Raw genomic sequence first — 15,973 nt, 5'->3', positions numbered from 1 at the left:
ACGAAAAACGTCACGTCTTTTCTGAATCTTTGATAAGGCCTTCATCTTGAAGGCCTTATTTTTTTGATTCTTAATTGACCGATCGGTCAACCCTTTTTATACTGCATTGCAACATGAATCGTCCGCGCGGCGGCGATTCGAACCGCTCTCCTCCAGAAAGGCTACGCGCCTTTCTCGCACCTTACCCTCCGCCTGCGGAGGGTTTCTTTTTTGCGCCGCCGAATCCGGCTCTCCAAACGAAAACGGCGCACCGAAGTGCGCCGTTTTTTTGCTCTACTGCCGATCAGGCCGTCGCCGGGGCCCCGACGTCGCTCGACTTCATCGACAGGCGGATCTTGCCGTCGCGGCTGACCTCGAGCACTTTGACGCGCACGGTCTGGCCTTCCTTGACGACATCCTCGACCTTCTCGACGCGCTTGTCGGCGAGCTGCGAGATATGCACCAGACCATCCTTGCCCGGCGCGATCGTCACGAACGCGCCGAAGTCCATGATCTTGGCGACGCGGCCTTCGTAGATCGTGCCCACCTCGACATCACGCGTCAGCGCATTGATGCGCGTGATTGCGGCTTCCGCCGCCTTGCCGTCGACCGCAGCGATCTTGATCGTGCCGTCGTCCTCGATGTCGATCGTCGTGCCGGTTTCCTTGGTGATCGCCTGAATGGTCGCGCCACCCTTGCCGATCACGTCGCGGATCTTGTCCGGGTTGATCTTGATCGTGGTGATGCGCGGCGCGTGCGGCGACAGCTGCGAACGCGGCGTCGGCAGCACCTGCACCATCTGCTCGAGAATGTGCAGACGAGCGGTCTGCGCCTGCTGCAGCGCCTGGGCCATAATCTCGCCGGTGATGCCGGTGATCTTGATGTCCATCTGCAGCGCGGTGATACCGTCCTTGGTGCCGGCCACCTTGAAATCCATGTCGCCGAGGTGATCCTCGTCGCCCAGGATGTCGGTCAGCACGGCCCAGCGTCCTTCCTCGAGGATCAGGCCCATCGCCACGCCGGCCACCGGCGCCTTGATCGGCACGCCCGCGTCCATCAGCGCGAGGCACGCGCCGCAGACCGAGGCCATCGAGCTCGATCCGTTCGACTCGGTGACTTCCGAGACGACGCGGACGACGTACGGGAACTCCCTGTCGAGATCCGGCATCACGGCGGCAACGCCGCGCTTGGCGAGGCGGCCGTGGCCGATCTCGCGGCGCTTCGGCGCGTTCAGGCGGCCGGTCTCGCCGACGCAGTACGGCGGGAAGTTGTAGTGGAACATGAAGTGCTCATGCCACTCGCCTTCGACGGCGTCGATGATCTGGTAATCCTTGCCGGTGCCCAGCGTGGTCACCGCCAGCACCTGCGTCTCACCGCGCGTGAACAGCGCCGAGCCGTGGGTACGCGGCAACACGCCGGCCGACATCGCCAGCGGACGGACCGTGAAGCGATCGCGGCCGTCGATACGCGGCGCGCCGTCGAGGATACGGTTGCGGACGATCTTCGCCTTCAGCTCATCGAGCTCAGCCTTGAGCTGATTCTCGGTGAACGGCGCATCGGCGGCGCGGGCGGCCTTGGCCTTCTTGGCCACCTCGTCGAGCTTGGCGTAGCGCGCCTGCTTCTCGGTGATGCCGTAGGCGTCGGCGATCTCGGCTTCGAACTGGGCGACGAAAGCCTTGACGACCGAACGGTCGGCGGGCTGCCAGTCCCAATTCGCCTTGCCGGCTTCAGCGGCGAACTCGTTGATCGCCTGGATCGCGGCCTGCATCTGCTCGTGGCCGAACAGGACGGCACCAAGCATGACCGGTTCGGACAGCATCTTGGCTTCCGACTCGACCATCAGCACGGCGTCCTTGGTGCCGGCGACGATGAGTTCGAGATCCGAAGTCTCCAGTTCCGTGGCCGTCGGGTTGAGGATGTAGTTGCCGTCCTTGTAGCCGACCTTGGCGGCGCCGATCGGGCCCTGGAACGGGATGCCGGACAGGGCCAGCGCCGCCGAGGCGCCGAGCATCGCCGGAATGTCGCCGTCGATCTCCGGATTCAGCGACATCACCATCGCCACGATCTGGACTTCGTTGTAGAAGCCTTCCGGGAACAGCGGGCGCAGCGGACGATCGATCAGGCGCGAGGTCAGCGTTTCCTTCTCGGTCGGACGGCCTTCGCGCTTGAAGAAGCCACCGGGGATGCGGCCGCCGGCGTAGAAGCGCTCCATGTAGTCGACGGTCAGCGGGAAGAAGTCCTGCTCGGGCTTGGCTTCCTTCTTGCCGACGACGCTGACGAAGACGACCGTGTCGTCGACATGCACCATGACCGCCGCGGTCGCCTGACGGGCGATGGCGGCGGTTTCGAACGTCACATTGTGCTTGCCGTAGCGGAACGTCTTTTTGACGGGCACGGCTGGAGTGGCAGGTACTGCCATGGGTCTACCCCTGAATTCTGGCGGTCAAAACGACTGCGCCGCTTGTTAGCGGCGCAGACCGAGCTCAGCGATGAGCTTGCTGTAGCGGGCTTCGTCCTTCCCCTTCAGATAGTCCAGCATCTGGCGACGCTGGTTGACCATCTTCAGCAGGCCGCGGCGCGAGTGATTGTCCTTCTTGTGCGCTTCGAAATGCGGTGCCAGCACATTGATGCGCTCCGTCAGCAGCGCCACCTGGACTTCGGGAGAGCCCGTATCATTCTTGCCGCGGGCGTACTTCTTGACCACGTCCGCCTTGCGTTCAACCGTCAACGTCATTGCCTTCAACTCCGGGAACAATTCTTCGATCTTTACAAAGTCCAATATATTAGCTTTTCTGGCGGCTTTCTCACAAGTTAACCGCCCTGGTCCGTCTGCAGCCAGCGCTGCGGACGCAACCAGCCCTCCTCATCCGTGCAAGCCAGGCCGAGCAAGCGCCCGGCTCCGTCGAGCACCGCCACACGTTGCCCGCGCACCAGCCCCGCCATACGTTGCGGCTGGCCGTGCGCCAATGCGCCGGCGCGGACCTCATCGACGACAATGGCCGGCCAATGCCTCAGCGCCTCGGCCAGGCCGAGCAGGTGGGCATCCAGCGCCGCGGGCTGCTCGGCGAGCGCCTGCAGCGCTTCGAGCGTCAGCATCGGACGATCCCAGAACGGCGCCACGCCGGTACGCCGCAGCGCCTGCAGATGGGCCTTCTGTCCGACGGCAGCCGCAATGTCCTCGGCCAGCGTCCGCACGTAGGTGCCCTTCGAGCACAGCACCTCGAACTCGAATTCGGCGCCGCTGAAATCGAGCAGTTCGAGCTCGGTGATCGTGATCGGGCGCGGCTCGCGCTCGACGCTCTGCCCCTGTCGCGCCAGCTCGTAAAGCGGCCGGCCATCGCGCTTGAGCGCCGAGTGCATCGGTGGAATCTGCCGGAGATCGCCGCGCAGCCCGCGCATCGCCTCGCGCAGCTGCGCTTCGGTCAGCCCAGCGGGATCCGAAACCGCGATCACTTCGCCCTCGGCGTCGCCCGTCGAGGTCTGCGCGCCCAGACGAACGCGCGCGCGGTAACGCTTGTCCGACTCGAGCAGCACGCCGCTGAGCTTGGTCGCCTCGCCGAGGCAGATCGGCAGCAGGCCGGTCGCCAGCGGATCGAGGCTGCCGGTATGCCCCGCCTTCTCGGCGCGGAACAGGCGCTTGACCCGCTGCAAGGCGTCGTTGGAGCTGAGCCCGAGCGGCTTGTCGAGCAGCAGAACACCGGAAATGCGCCGCCGCGGCAGGCGCGCTGAAACTGCCATGAAGGTCGCTTACTCGCCGTGATGTTCGTCGCGGCGCACGGCGTCGCGGATCAGCGCGCTGATGCGATCACCCTCGCGCATCGCGAGGTCGGCCGTGAAATGCAGCTGCGGGACATAGCGGACGCTCAGGCGCTCACCGAGCTCGTGGCGCAGCTTGCCCGCCGCATGGGCCAGCCCCTTGATCGCGTCCTTGAGCTGCTCGTCGGAACCGAGGAGGCTGACCGAGACCCGGGCATTGCGCAGATCCGGCGACACATCGACGCGCGTCACGGTGACGCCGGCGACGCGCGGATCGGAAAGCTCGTTGCGGATCAGCAAGGCCAGCTCGCTCTGGAGCTGGGTATTGAGGCGAAGCTTGCGGGGATACTCTTTCATCGAAAGGCGGCGGAACCGGCTGTTTTACGGCCGGCTCCGCACTGATCTTACGCCGCTGCGGCCTGCACCGTGCGGCGAACCTCGATGCGCTGGAAGCACTCGATCTGATCGCCCGCCTTGACGTCGTTGTAGTCCTTGACGCCGATACCGCATTCGGTGCCGGCCTCGACCTTGGCGACGTCGTCCTTGAAACGGCGCAGCGACTCGAGCACGCCTTCGTAGACCACCGTCTGGTTGCGCAGCACGCGAATCGGGAGATTGCGCTGCACCGAGCCTTCGATGACGAGGCAGCCGGCGATATTGCCGAGCTTGGAGCTGCGAAACACCTCGCGCACCTGGGCGATACCGACGATCTGCTCACGCGTTTCAGTGCCCAGCAGGCCCGACACCGCGTTGCTGACGTCGTCGATGATGTCGTAGATGATCGAGTAGTAACGGACGTCGACACCCGTATCCTGGATGCGCTTGCGCGCGGCGCCGTCGGCGCGGACGTTGAAGCCGATGATGATCGCCTTCGATGCCATCGCCAGATCGATGTCCGACTCGTTGATGCCGCCGATCGCGGTCGACAGCACGTTGACCTTGACCTCTTCGCTCGGGATCTTGCGCAGCGCTTCGGTGATCGCTTCGGCCGAACCCTGCACGTCGGCCTTGACCATGATGTTGAGCGACTTCTGCTCGCCCTGGCCCATGTTGGCGAAGACCTGCTCCATGCGCACGGCCTGATTCTGCGCCAGCTTCTGCTCGCGCAGCTTCTGCTCGCGCAGCAGCGCGAGCTCGCGCGCCTTGCGCTCGTCGGCGACCACGACGACGTCGTCGCCCGCGTCCGGCGCGCCGGACAGGCCGAGCACCTGGACCGGAATCGACGGACCCGCTTCCTTCACCGGCTTGCCGGCTTCGTCGAACATCGCGCGCACGCGGCCGAAATGCGGGCCGGTGAGGATGACGTCGCCCTGGCGCAGCGTGCCGGCGCGTACCAGCACCGTCGCGACCGGACCGCGCCCCTTCTCGACCGAAGCTTCGAGGATGTTGCCGCGCGCCGGCGCATCGACCGGCGACGTCAGCTCCAGAACCTCCGCCTGCACGAGGATCGCATCGAGCAGTTCGTCGATGCCGGCACCGGTGAACGCCGAAACGCCGACCACCTGCGTGTCACCACCCCAATCTTCAGGGATGACGCCTTCCTTCGACAGCTCGTTCTTCACGCGGTCGAGATCAGCTTCCGGCTTGTCGATCTTGGTGATCGCGACAATCATCGGCGCGTTCGCGGCCTTGGCGTGCTGGATCGCTTCCTTGGTCTGCGGCATCACGCCATCGTCGGCGGCAACGACCAGGATGACGATATCGGTGACCTGCGCACCGCGCGCGCGCATGCGCGTGAACGCTGCGTGGCCCGGCGTATCGAGGAAAGTGATGATCCCCTTCGGCGTCTCGACGTGATAGGCGCCGATATGCTGCGTGATGCCGCCCGCCTCGCCTGCCGCGACGCGGGTCTTGCGGATGTAATCGAGCAGCGATGTCTTGCCGTGGTCGACGTGGCCCATGATGGTCACGACCGGCGGACGCGTTTCGCGCTCGCCATCGGCCTGCTCGCCGGTCACGGCCTGCTCGAGGCTTTCCTCGAAGTCGGAAGCCTTGACCATGCGCACCTTATGGCCCATTTCCTCGACCATCAGCGCGGCCGTGTCCTGGTCCAGCGTCTGGTTGATCGTCGCCATGATGCCGTTCTTCATCATGACCTTGATCAGCTCGACCGCCTTGACCGCCATGCGGTTGGCAAGTTCGCCGACGGTGATCGCTTCCGGCACTTCCACTTCGCGAACGATCGGCGCAACCGGCTTTTCAAAGCCGTGCACGTTGTCGATCCTGATACGGCCCGACGGCTTCTTCTGCTTCTTGTCGCGCTTGCCGCCCTTGCCTTCCGACAGATGCAGCTCCTGCCGGTGCACGCGGTCGTCACGACCTCCGCGACCGCGATCGGCGCCCGGCGCCGCCGGCGCAGGTGCCGCGGCCGGTGCCGCCGGGCGGTCACCACGCGCCGGCGGCGCCTGCGGCGTCGTACGCTGCTGGGCTGCCATCTGGCGCGCCGCTTCGGACGCTCGACGCACATTCTCGGCGGCGCGCATACGGGCCTGCTCGCGCTCCCACTTCTCGCGATACAGCGTATCTTCCTTGAGCAGGCGCTCGTGCTCGGTGCGCTTGGCCAGCGCAGCCGCTTCAGCCTCGGCCCGCTTGCGCGCCTCGGCCTCCTCAAGCTGCTTGCGTTCGAGATCTTCCTGCTGCCGCTTGGCTTCCGCCTCAGCAGCCACGCGCTCCGCCGCCTCGCGGCGTTCCTTCTCAGCGGCAACCGCTTCTTCGGCGCGGCGCTGCGCTTCCGGATCGATCTCGACCGCCGCTTCCGCCACTTCGACCGGGCTCGGCGCCGCCGCCGGGGCGATCGGCGGTACCGTCACCGGCGTTTCCGGCAACTCGTCCGACTTGACGAACGTGCGCTTCTTGCGCACCTCGATGCTGATCGTCTTCGACGGCGCGCCACGGCCGCCACCCAGCTTGAGCTCGGTGGTTTCCTTGCGCTTGAGCGTGATACGACGCGGCTCGGCGGCACTCGCCAAGCCAGTCTTCTGCTTGAGGTAGTTCAGCAGGGCAACCTTGTCGTCGCCCGAGATCGCCGACTGCGCGTCCTTCACGGACACGCCGGCCTCATGAAACTGAGAGAGCAGTTCGTCGACCGGACGATTGAGCTCTTTCGCAAAATCTTGAACAGTTACGGTTGACATCCGTATTCCCCGGGCGCGAGCCCAGATTTCCTGATTCGGATCAGGCGTAAGCCTTGGCGCGGGCGGCCATGATGAGTTTCGACGCGCGTTCCTCGCCGAATTCCGGCAGCGTCTCGAGCAGCTCGTCGGTCGCCAGATCGGCCAGCGCCTCGCAGCTCGCGACTCCGGCCTCGGCAAGCTGGTAAGCCGTATCTTCGTCCATGCCCTCGACCGCCAGCAGATCCAACGACGGCTGCGCGTGGGCGCGCTGCTCGGCCTTGGCGATCGCCTTGGTCAGCAGTACGTCGCGCGCACGGTTGCGGAGTTCCTCGACGATCTGCTCGTCGAACTCGTCGATCTGCATCATTTCCTGAGCAGGCACGTAGGCGACTTCCTCGAGCGTCGTGAAGCCTTCCTGGACAAGCACGCTCGCGACCTCGGCGTCGACATCCAGATGCTCCATGAACATCTGCAGCACCGACTGGTTTTCCTCTTCCTTCTTCGACTCCGCCTCGGCGGTCGTCATGACGTTGAGTACCCAGCCCGTCAGCTCGGATGCCAGCCGGACGTTCTGGCCGCCACGACCGATCGCCTGCGCCAGCTTCTCTTCGGCGACGCCGATCGTCATGGCATGAGATTCCTCATCGACCACGATCGTCTCGACTTCCGCCGGCGCCATCGCATTAATGACGAACTGCGCAACGTTCTCGTCCCACGGCACGATATCGACGCGCTCGCCGGCCAACTCGTTCGACACGCTCTGCACGCGCGAGCCGCGCATGCCGACGCAGGCGCCGACCGGATCGATACGCTTGTCCTTGGCCTGCACCGCAATCTTGGCGCGCAGCCCCGGATCGCGAGCCGCCCCCTTGAGATCGATCAGCCCCTGCGCAATTTCCGGCACCTCGAGCTTGAACAGCTCCATCAGGTATTCCGGCATCGTGCGCGACAGGAACAGCTGCGGTCCGCGCACCTGCGGGCTCACCTCATAGAGGTAGCCACGGATGCGGTCGCCGGGACGGACCGGTTCGCGCGGGATGAGGTGATCGCGCAGGATGATCGCCTCGGCATTGGAGCCGAGATCGACGATCACGCTGCCGCGCTCCAGTCGCTTGACCTGCCCCGAGATCAGCTCACCGACGCGATCCTTGAACGCGGCGACGATCTGCGCACGCTCCGCCTCGCGCACTTTCTGCACGATGACCTGCTTGGCTTTTTGCGCGCCGATACGACCGAAGTCGACCGAATCGACCTTGCGCTCGATGACGTCGCCCGGCTGCGCGTCGGCTTCTTCTTTCTGCGCGTACGACAGCTTGATCTGCCGTTCGGGGAACTCGAAGTCTTCGCTGTCGTCCTCAAGGACCGTCCAGCGGCGAAACGTCTCGTACTCGCCGGTTTCGCGATCGATCGCGACTCGCAGCTCAGCCTCATCACCGTACTGTTCCTTGGCCGCGGACGCGAGCGCAGCCTCGAGAGCCTGGAAGATCAGCTCTTTTTCGACGCCCTTCTCGTTGGAAACGACGTCGACCATCAGCAGGATGTTCTTGTTCATGCCTTGCTTCACTCCTGATCGTAATCCGGTACGAGCCGCGCCCGTTCGATCTCGGACAGCGGAATTTCGGCCAAGCCTTCTTTGGTTTCCAGACGAAGCGTGTCGCCTTCAAGGCCGCGGATGAATCCGACATAGCGGCGGCGCCCGTTGAGCGGCGCGATCAGCTGGACACGCGCCTGCTCACCGACGAAGCGCAGAAAGTGCGCCGGCTTTACGAGCGGGCGATCCAGTCCCGGCGACGAGACTTCAAGGCGATAGGCGCTGCGGATCGGGTCCTCGACGTCGAGAACGCCGGCGACCTCCTTGCTGACGCGCTCGCAATCGTCGATGGTGATGCCGGCGGGAGCGTCGATGTAGAGACGCAGCATGGCGTTACGAGGGCTTGGGCTGTACTCGAGCAGCAGCAGTTCATAGCCGATGCTTTCGATCACCGGCTCCAGAATCTGCTCTAAACGCTCTTGCATTGCCGCCAAAGGCACGCTCCAAAATCAGCGAACAGGATAAAAACCAAAAAACCAATAAAAAAGGCCCGCAAGGGGCCTTTTTCAAGCCAAATCATTGGTAGCGGGGGCAGGATTCGAACCTACGACCTTCGGGTTATGAGCCCGACGAGCTGCCAGACTGCTCCACCCCGCACCAGACAGACAAAAAGTATAGCCGTACCAGCTCATGTATGCAAGCCAAACGACTGTCCCGAGCCGAAAAAAACGGGTCGGCGCGCCCTTTGAAAAACTTCAGGTCGGCACTGCTTCAACCGACCTGCTTTGGTGCCCACGGAGAGACTCGAACTCCCATGACTTTCGCCGCTACCACCTCAAGGTAGTGTGTCTACCAATTCCACCACGTGGGCTAACGCAGGGACGACAACGGGGCGCGAATTCTAGCGCCTCGTTTTCGATTTGTCTCTACTCGGGAACCACCGGCGCCTTCTTTTCTTCGCCGGTCACCGGCGCAGCCGGCTGAGCGGCGCCCGGAATCTCGCTGGTGGCCGCCGGCACGCGGTCGACGACCGAGCTGCTGCCCGGATCGCGCTGGCCGTGCACCAGATAGGCAAGTGCCAGGCTCACGCAGAAGAACACTGTGGCCAGCCACGCCGTGGTCCGCGACAGAAAGTTCGCTGAACCCCGCGAACCGAACACGGTGCCCGACGCGCCGCTGCCGAAGGCGGCGCCGGCATCGGCGCCCTTGCCGTGCTGGATGAGGATCAGACCGACCAGCGCGACCGCGACCAGCACCTGGATGATGACCAAAATCGTATACATGCTTGACTCACTGACACAGCGACTGCGCAGCCGCGCAGATCGAAAGGAATTCCGCCGCCTTCAACGACGCACCGCCAATCAGACCGCCATCGACATCGGCGTTCGCGAACAGCGACACCGCGTTGTCGGCCTTGACGCTGCCGCCGTAGAGAATACGGGTTGAATTGGCGATTTTAGCATTCGCCGCCGCCAGCTGGCCACGCAGGAAGGCATGCGCCGCTTGCGCCTGCTCGGCACTGGCGGTACGTCCGGTGCCGATCGCCCAGACCGGCTCATAGGCGATGATCGCGTTCTTGAAAGCTTCGGCGCCGACCAGTTCGAGCACTGCGCCGAGCTGGCGCGCGAGCACCGCTTCGGTCTGCTCGGCCTCCCGCTCCGCCAGCGTCTCGCCGACGCAGAGGATCGGCTGCAAGCCACACGCCTGCGCCGTCTTGAACTTGTGGGCCACGAGCGCGTCGCTTTCGCCGTAGAGCGAACGGCGCTCGGAATGACCGACGATCACATGCGAGCAGCCGACGTCCTTGAGCATGCCACCGTGAATTTCGCCCGTGAACGCGCCGGGTTTTTCCTGCTCGCTGAGATTCTGTCCGCCGAGCTGCACGCTGCTGCCGTTGAGCCCTGCGCCGACCGATTCGATGTAAACCGCCGGCGGGCAGACAACGATATCGATGTCCGGATAACGCTTCGAGTCGAACACCACATCGTGCACCAGATTCGCATTGGCATCCCGCGAGCCGTTCATCTTCCAGTTTCCCGCCACCATCTTGCGACGCGCCATCTTCTTGCTCCCAAACTTTCGCGTATATGCCTTTATGCCTGCACCGCTTCAATCGCCGCCGCCAGGGCGCGGGCTTCGCGCTGCGCCAGCGCGTCGTCGTCAGCTTCGATCATGACCCGGATCAGCGGCTCGGTACCCGAGGCGCGCAGCAGGACGCGGCCATGCGTCCCCAGTCGTTCGAGCGCGGCCGCTTCGGCCGCGCGCGCGGCGGGCTGCGCCAGCACGTCGGCCGCGCGTCCCTGCACCGGAAGGTTGATCAGGACCTGCGGAAATTTCGCCATGCCGGCGACGAGCTGGTCCAGGCGCTTCTTCTGGCCGACGACGGCCGCCAGCACCTGCAGTGCCGTCACCAGACCGTCGCCGGTCGAGGTCTTGTCGAGGCAGATCGTGTGCCCGGACCCTTCGCCGCCGAGCATGCCGCCCGTCTCGCGCAACAGCTCCATGACGTAGCGATCGCCGACCTTCGCGCGACGGAATTCGACACCCAGCGCAAGCAGCGCGCGTTCGAGTCCGAGATTGGACATCTGCGTGCCGACCACCGGCCCGCTGAGCTCACCGGCCGCGAGCCGCGCGCGCGCAATGACATAGAGGATCTGATCGCCGTCGATCTCGTTGCCGGCTGCATCCACCATCAGACAGCGGTCGGCATCACCGTCGAGCGCGATGCCGAGATCGGCGCCGTGCTGATGAACCGCGGCCTTCACGGCGCCCAGATGCGTCGAGCCGCAGCCGGCATTGATGTTGAGCCCGTTCGGGTGATCGCCGATCGCCACGACCTCGGCGCCGAGTTCCTCGAAGATCGCCGGGCCGACGCGATAGGCCGCCCCGTTGGCGCAGTCGACGACCAGCTTGAGGCCGTTGAGGTTCTTCTCGCCGAACGTGCCCTTGCAGAATTCGATGTAACGGCCGGCTGCGTCGTCGATACGCTTGGCACGGCCCAGGCGCTCGGGCGCGACGCACTCGAGCGGCGCGTCGATCAGCCGCTCGATTTCGAGCTCTACCTCGTCGCTGAGCTTGCCGCCGTCCGGCCCGAAGAACTTCACGCCGTTGTCGTGGTGCGGGTTGTGCGAAGCCGAGATCACGACCCCCGCCTGCGCGCGCAGCGCACGCGTCAGATAGGCGACGCCCGGCGTCGGCAGCGGTCCGAGCAGATCGGTTTCGACACCGGCCGCGGCGAATCCGGCTTCGAGCGCCGACTCGAAGAGATAGCCGGAACGCCGTGTGTCCTTGCCGACGACCACGCGCGCGCCGTGCCCGTCGGCGAGCACCCGCCCCGCCGCCCAGCCAAGCTTGAGCGCGAACTCGGGCGTCATCGGCGCCACACCGACCCGACCGCGCACTCCATCTGTTCCGAAATACTGACGACTCACTTCGCCTTCCTGAATTCGCGCAGGGCCTGAGCGACGCGAATCGCGTCCGCCGTGGCCCTGACGTCGTGGACGCGCACTATAGCGGCCCCCTGCCAGACGGCAATGGCCGCGACCGCCAGCGCACCCGGCAGGCGCTCGCCGACCGGCCGGCCGAGCAGTTCGCCGAACATCGTCTTGCGCGACACGCCGATCAGCACCGGCAGCCCCGCAGCGAGCGCGTCGACGCGCGCCAGCAGTGCGAGATTGTGTTCAAGCCGCTTGCCGAAACCGATGCCCGGATCGACGCAGAGCCGCGACCGCGGGATGCCCGCCTGCTCGCAAGCGGCGACGCGCTCGGCCAGAAAGTCCCGGACCTCGGCCAGCACATCATCGTAGTGCGGCGCCTGCTGCATGGTCTTGGGCTGCCCCTGCATGTGCATCAGGCACACCGCGGCACCCGCCTCGCGCGCGACATCGAGCGCGCCCGGCGCCTGCAAGGCGTAGACATCGTTGATGAGCTCGGCACCGGCCGCGCAGGCAGCGCGCATGACCGCCGGCTTCATCGTGTCGATCGAGATCACGACATCGAGTTCGCGGCGGATCGCTTCGACGACCGGCACGACCCGGTCGATTTCCTCGGACTCGCCAACAGCTGCCGAACCGGGCCGCGTCGATTCGCCGCCGACATCGATGATGCCGGCGCCCTCCCCGATCATTTCGCGGGCACGCTGCAGCGCGGCCCCGACGGTCCGGTGCCGGCCGCCATCCGAAAAAGAATCCGGCGTGACATTGAGAATGCCCATGACGACCGGAGCGTCGAGCGACAGCGTGCGTCGCGGCAGTTGCAGCACCATCTGTTCTTCGCGGATCGGGGAGGCAACGAAGAAGGCCGGCTCTCGCCGGCCTTCTTGTCTTTGCTAGGTCTGCTGACTCGCCGGCTTCGGCGGGCCACCGGCCGGCTGCACGCCGAGGTCGGCGGGCGACGCCGGCGTCGGGGCGGGTCCACCACCACCCGGACGGGAATTGTCGGTCCAGCTCTCCGGCGTACCCGGATCCTGCCCGGCCATGATGCGACGAATCTGCTCGGCGTCGATCGTCTCGTACTTGATCAGCGCCTGCGCCATCACGTGCAGCTTGTCGAGATTGTCGACGATGATGGCCTTGGCTTTCGAATAATTGGCCTCGATCACCGAGCGGATTTCCTCGTCGATGACGTGCGCCGTCTCGTCGGAGACGTTCTTGGTCTGCGTCACGCTCTTGCCGAGGAACACCTCGCCGTTATCCTCCGAGTAGGCCAGCGGACCAAGCTTCTCGGACAGGCCCCACTTGGTGACCATGTTGCGCGCGATATCGGTGGCGCGCTCGATGTCGTTGCTGGCGCCAGTCGTGACTTTCTCGGGCCCGAAGATCACTTCCTCGGCGATGCGGCCGCCAAACAGCGAGCAGATCGACGAATTGAGGCGCTGCTTGGTGTAGCTGTAGCGATCCTCCTCCGGCAGGAACATCGTCACGCCGAGCGCGCGGCCGCGCGGAATGATGGTGACCTTGTAGACCGGATCGTGCTCCGGCACCGACAGGCCGACGATGGCGTGGCCCGCTTCGTGGTAGGCGGTGAGCTTCTTCTCGTCTTCGGACATCACCATCGAGCGCCGCTCGGCGCCCATCATGATCTTGTCCTTGGCGCGCTCGAAATCGTCGTGATCGACCAGGCGCTTGTTGGCGCGCGCCGCGAACAGAGCGGCCTCGTTGACCAGATTGGCGAGATCGGCACCGGAGAAGCCCGGCGTCGCGCGTGCGATGATTTCCGGCTTGACGTTGTCGGCCAGCGGCACCGCGCGCATGTGGACCTTCAGAATCTGCTCGCGGCCGCGCACATCCGGCAGCGGCACGACGACCTGGCGGTCGAAGCGGCCCGGGCGCAGCAGCGCCGGATCAAGCACGTCGGGGCGGTTGGTCGCCGCGATGACGATGACGCCCTCGCTGCCCTCGAAGCCGTCCATCTCGACCAGCAGCTGGTTCAGCGTCTGCTCGCGCTCATCGTGACCGCCGCCGAGACCGGCGCCGCGATGACGACCGACGGCATCGATTTCGTCGATGAAGATGATGCACGGCGCATGCTTCTTGGCCTGCTCGAACATGTCGCGCACGCGCGAGGCGCCGACGCCGACGAACATCTCGACGAAGTCGGAGCCCGAGATCGTGAAGAACGGCACGCCCGCCTCGCCGGCGATCGCCTTGGCGAGCAGCGTCTTGCCGGTACCCGGCGAGCCGACCATCAGCACGCCGCGCGGAATCTTGCCGCCGAGTTTCTGGAACTTGCCCGGATCCTTGAGGAAGTCGACCAGCTCGGAAACCTCCTGCTTGGCTTCCTCGCAGCCGGCCACGTCGTTGAACGTGACCTTGACCTGATCGGCGTTGAGCATGCGCGCGCGCGACTTGCCGAAGCTGAGCGCGCCGCGACCGCCGCCGCCGCCCTGCATCTGCCGCATGAAGTAGACCCAGACCGCAATCAGCAGCAGGATCGGGAATGCGTTGAACAGCAGCTGCAGCAGGATCGGCGTTTCCTTCGGCAGCGAACCGCTGAACTTGACCTTGTTGTCGAGCAGCGTGCCGACCATCGCGCTGTTGTCGGTTTCAGGGCTGATCGAGACGAACGGCGTACCGCCCTTCATCTCGCCGCGGATCACCTGACCGTCGATGGTCACCTCGCCGACGTTGCCGTCCTTGACCTGGCTGATGAACTCGGAATACGCGAGCGGCGACTGCGGCCTCGAACGCGAGGAAAAGCTCTGGAACACCACCATCAGCACCACGAGGATGATGACCCACAGCAACAGATTTTTTGCCAGATCGTTCAACGTCGGAGACCTGTCGGAATTACGGACGATTGCACCTTACACCGCACGGAAGTTGCGCGCCAGCAAATAAACTTCACTAGAACGCGCCCGCGAAGCCTTGGGCTTGCGGATGCTGACGGTCTCGAACGCCTCGCGCATCGTCTTGAGGTAGGCGTCGAAGCCCTCGCCCTGGAACGCCTTGACCAGCAGCGTGCCGCGCGGCTTCAGATGCGCCTTGGCGAACTCGAGCGCCAGTTCGCACAGATGGATGCTGCCGGCCTGATCGGCGGCGTCGACGCCGGACAGGTTCGGCGCCATGTCGCTGAGGACGACGTCGACCGACAGATCGCCAACCTTGGCCTCCAGCTGGTGCAGGACCGCGTCCTCGCGGAAGTCGCCGACGATGATGTCGACGGCCGGGATCGGATCGAACGGCAGGATGTCGAGCGCGAACAGCTGGCCCTTGGCGCCGAGCAGCGGCCGGGCGTACTGGCTCCAGCCGCCCGGTGCGGCGCCGAGGTCGACGACGATCTGGCCGGGCCGCAGGATCTTGTCCTTTTCCTGGATTTCCTTGAGCTTGAAAACCGCCCGCGAACGATAGCCCAGCCGCCGCGCTTCCTGGACGTAAGGGTCGGACTCGTGCTCGGCGAGCCAGCGGGCGGAACTGGGGCGGCGTTTCTGCGTCATGGATGGGGCGGCAGTCATGCCCGCCGAGATGCGGGCGAAATCGCCAGCTTCAAGGCCCGGGCCTGAAAGACCTTCAGAGGTAACGCACGCCGACGACCTCGAACTCGCGCACGCCCTGCGGCGTCGCGACCTGCACGAAGTCCCCTTCGGCCTTGCCGATCAGGGCCTTGGCGATCGGGCTGTTGACCGACAGCAGACCCGCCTTCACGTCCGCCTCATCCTCGCCGACGATCTGGTAGTTCATTTCCTCGCCGCTGTCGGCGTCGGCGAGCTGCACCGTCGCGCCGAAGATGATCTTGCCGCGCGCCGCAACCTGCTTGGGGTCGATGATCTGGGCATTCGACAGCTTGGCCTCGATCTCCTGGATCCGCCCCTCGTTGAAGCCGTGCTGCTCGCGGGCCGCATGGTACTCGGCGTTCTCCTTGAGGTCGCCGTGCGAACGCGCCTCTTCGACGGCAGCGATGATCGTCGGCCGCAGTTCGCTCTTGCGGTGCCGGAGTTCTTCGCGCAGCTTCTCGGCGCCGCGCAGCGTCATCGGGGTCTTGTTCATCTCTATCCCGTTATTTCGAATGGACAAAAGGACCGCGTGTCGGCGGCTAGCCGACCTTCGGTCCGACTGGGGATACGCAAAGATACCATCACGGCCCGGGCCCGCCCACC

Annotated in this window: 14 protein-coding genes and 2 tRNA genes; all 16 read right to left on the bottom strand. The window is 65.2% G+C overall.

The window, feature by feature from the left end; translation table 11 throughout:
• Positions 1 to 283 precede the first annotated feature (283 nt).
• The 16 genes from pnp to greA all read right to left on the bottom strand — a co-directional run bounded on the left by pnp (position 284) and on the right by greA (position 15,863).
• Positions 284 to 2,398 carry a polyribonucleotide nucleotidyltransferase gene (pnp, locus tag K343_RS0108025; protein WP_043112316.1) on the bottom strand — a complete coding sequence of 705 codons (2,115 nt, stop codon included), beginning with the start codon at positions 2,396 to 2,398 and terminating at the stop codon, positions 284 to 286.
• A 45-nt stretch (positions 2,399 to 2,443) separates the two neighbouring features.
• Positions 2,444 to 2,713: a 30S ribosomal protein S15 gene (rpsO, locus tag K343_RS0108020; protein WP_028007621.1), complete on the bottom strand. Its 270-nt coding sequence runs from the start codon at positions 2,711 to 2,713 to the stop codon at positions 2,444 to 2,446.
• Positions 2,714 to 2,790: 77 nt separating this feature from the next.
• Positions 2,791 to 3,717, bottom strand: coding sequence for a tRNA pseudouridine(55) synthase TruB (truB, locus tag K343_RS0108015; protein ID WP_028007620.1), 927 nt, complete (start codon positions 3,715 to 3,717; stop codon positions 2,791 to 2,793).
• Between the two features lie 9 nt (positions 3,718 to 3,726).
• The gene (gene rbfA / locus K343_RS0108010) at positions 3,727 to 4,092 is read right to left on the bottom strand and encodes a 30S ribosome-binding factor RbfA (protein WP_020648310.1); all 366 of its coding nucleotides are present in this window, start codon (positions 4,090 to 4,092) and stop codon (positions 3,727 to 3,729) included.
• A 47-nt stretch (positions 4,093 to 4,139) separates the two neighbouring features.
• Complete coding sequence (gene infB / locus K343_RS0108005) at positions 4,140 to 6,869, bottom strand: translation initiation factor IF-2 (protein WP_028007619.1); 2,730 nt, start codon at positions 6,867 to 6,869, stop codon at positions 4,140 to 4,142.
• A 40-nt stretch (positions 6,870 to 6,909) separates the two neighbouring features.
• Positions 6,910 to 8,400 (bottom strand): transcription termination factor NusA, encoded by a 1,491-nt coding sequence (gene nusA / locus K343_RS0108000; RefSeq protein ID WP_028007618.1) that lies wholly within the window; start codon positions 8,398 to 8,400, stop codon positions 6,910 to 6,912.
• Positions 8,401 to 8,408: 8 nt separating this feature from the next.
• Complete coding sequence (gene rimP / locus K343_RS0107995; RefSeq protein ID WP_043112313.1) at positions 8,409 to 8,864, bottom strand: ribosome maturation factor RimP; 456 nt, start codon at positions 8,862 to 8,864, stop codon at positions 8,409 to 8,411.
• A gap of 95 nt (positions 8,865 to 8,959) precedes the next feature.
• Positions 8,960 to 9,036, bottom strand: a tRNA-Met gene (locus K343_RS0107990).
• A 129-nt stretch (positions 9,037 to 9,165) separates the two neighbouring features.
• A tRNA-Leu gene (locus K343_RS0107985) sits at positions 9,166 to 9,250 on the bottom strand.
• A 55-nt stretch (positions 9,251 to 9,305) separates the two neighbouring features.
• On the bottom strand, positions 9,306 to 9,662 hold the full coding sequence (gene secG / locus K343_RS0107980) for a preprotein translocase subunit SecG (protein ID WP_028007616.1): 357 nt from the start codon (positions 9,660 to 9,662) through the stop codon (positions 9,306 to 9,308).
• A 7-nt stretch (positions 9,663 to 9,669) separates the two neighbouring features.
• On the bottom strand, positions 9,670 to 10,440 hold the full coding sequence (gene tpiA, locus K343_RS0107975; RefSeq protein ID WP_028007615.1) for a triose-phosphate isomerase: 771 nt from the start codon (positions 10,438 to 10,440) through the stop codon (positions 9,670 to 9,672).
• A gap of 32 nt (positions 10,441 to 10,472) precedes the next feature.
• Positions 10,473 to 11,810, bottom strand: a complete 1,338-nt coding sequence (gene glmM / locus K343_RS0107970; RefSeq protein ID WP_028007614.1) for a phosphoglucosamine mutase — start codon at positions 11,808 to 11,810, stop codon at positions 10,473 to 10,475.
• Positions 11,807 to 12,643, bottom strand: a complete 837-nt coding sequence (gene folP / locus K343_RS0107965) for a dihydropteroate synthase (protein WP_028007613.1) — start codon at positions 12,641 to 12,643, stop codon at positions 11,807 to 11,809. The genes glmM and folP overlap by 4 nt, the downstream gene beginning before the upstream one ends.
• Before the next feature lie 63 nt (positions 12,644 to 12,706).
• The gene (gene ftsH, locus K343_RS0107960; RefSeq protein ID WP_028007612.1) at positions 12,707 to 14,647 is read right to left on the bottom strand and encodes an ATP-dependent zinc metalloprotease FtsH; all 1,941 of its coding nucleotides are present in this window, start codon (positions 14,645 to 14,647) and stop codon (positions 12,707 to 12,709) included.
• A gap of 36 nt (positions 14,648 to 14,683) precedes the next feature.
• A complete protein-coding gene (gene rlmE / locus K343_RS0107955; protein WP_028007611.1) occupies positions 14,684 to 15,313 on the bottom strand; it encodes a 23S rRNA (uridine(2552)-2'-O)-methyltransferase RlmE in 630 nt (209 codons plus the stop codon).
• Between the two features lie 73 nt (positions 15,314 to 15,386).
• Positions 15,387 to 15,863, bottom strand: coding sequence for a transcription elongation factor GreA (gene greA, locus K343_RS0107950; protein ID WP_028007610.1), 477 nt, complete (start codon positions 15,861 to 15,863; stop codon positions 15,387 to 15,389).
• Positions 15,864 to 15,973 lie beyond the last annotated feature (110 nt).

Origin of the sequence: Solimonas flava DSM 18980, assembly GCF_000426685.1 — a bacterium.
GTDB lineage: Bacteria > Pseudomonadota > Gammaproteobacteria > Nevskiales > Nevskiaceae > Solimonas > Solimonas flava.
This window is presented reverse-complemented; position numbering and strand designations above follow the sequence as displayed.

Coding starts and splice junctions, on each gene's coding strand:
- pnp (WP_043112316.1), bottom strand. CDS start 2,398: ATGGCAGTACCTGCCACTCCAGCCGTGCCCGTCAAAAAGACGTTCCGC.
- rpsO (WP_028007621.1), bottom strand. CDS start 2,713: ATGACGTTGACGGTTGAACGCAAGGCGGACGTGGTCAAGAAGTACGCC.
- truB (WP_028007620.1), bottom strand. CDS start 3,717: ATGGCAGTTTCAGCGCGCCTGCCGCGGCGGCGCATTTCCGGTGTTCTG.
- rbfA (WP_020648310.1), bottom strand. CDS start 4,092: ATGAAAGAGTATCCCCGCAAGCTTCGCCTCAATACCCAGCTCCAGAGC.
- infB (WP_028007619.1), bottom strand. CDS start 6,869: ATGTCAACCGTAACTGTTCAAGATTTTGCGAAAGAGCTCAATCGTCCG.
- nusA (WP_028007618.1), bottom strand. CDS start 8,400: ATGAACAAGAACATCCTGCTGATGGTCGACGTCGTTTCCAACGAGAAG.
- rimP (WP_043112313.1), bottom strand. CDS start 8,864: ATGCAAGAGCGTTTAGAGCAGATTCTGGAGCCGGTGATCGAAAGCATC.
- secG (WP_028007616.1), bottom strand. CDS start 9,662: ATGTATACGATTTTGGTCATCATCCAGGTGCTGGTCGCGGTCGCGCTG.
- tpiA (WP_028007615.1), bottom strand. CDS start 10,440: ATGGCGCGTCGCAAGATGGTGGCGGGAAACTGGAAGATGAACGGCTCG.
- folP (WP_028007613.1), bottom strand. CDS start 12,643: ATGGTGCTGCAACTGCCGCGACGCACGCTGTCGCTCGACGCTCCGGTC.
- rlmE (WP_028007611.1), bottom strand. CDS start 15,313: ATGACGCAGAAACGCCGCCCCAGTTCCGCCCGCTGGCTCGCCGAGCAC.
- greA (WP_028007610.1), bottom strand. CDS start 15,863: ATGAACAAGACCCCGATGACGCTGCGCGGCGCCGAGAAGCTGCGCGAA.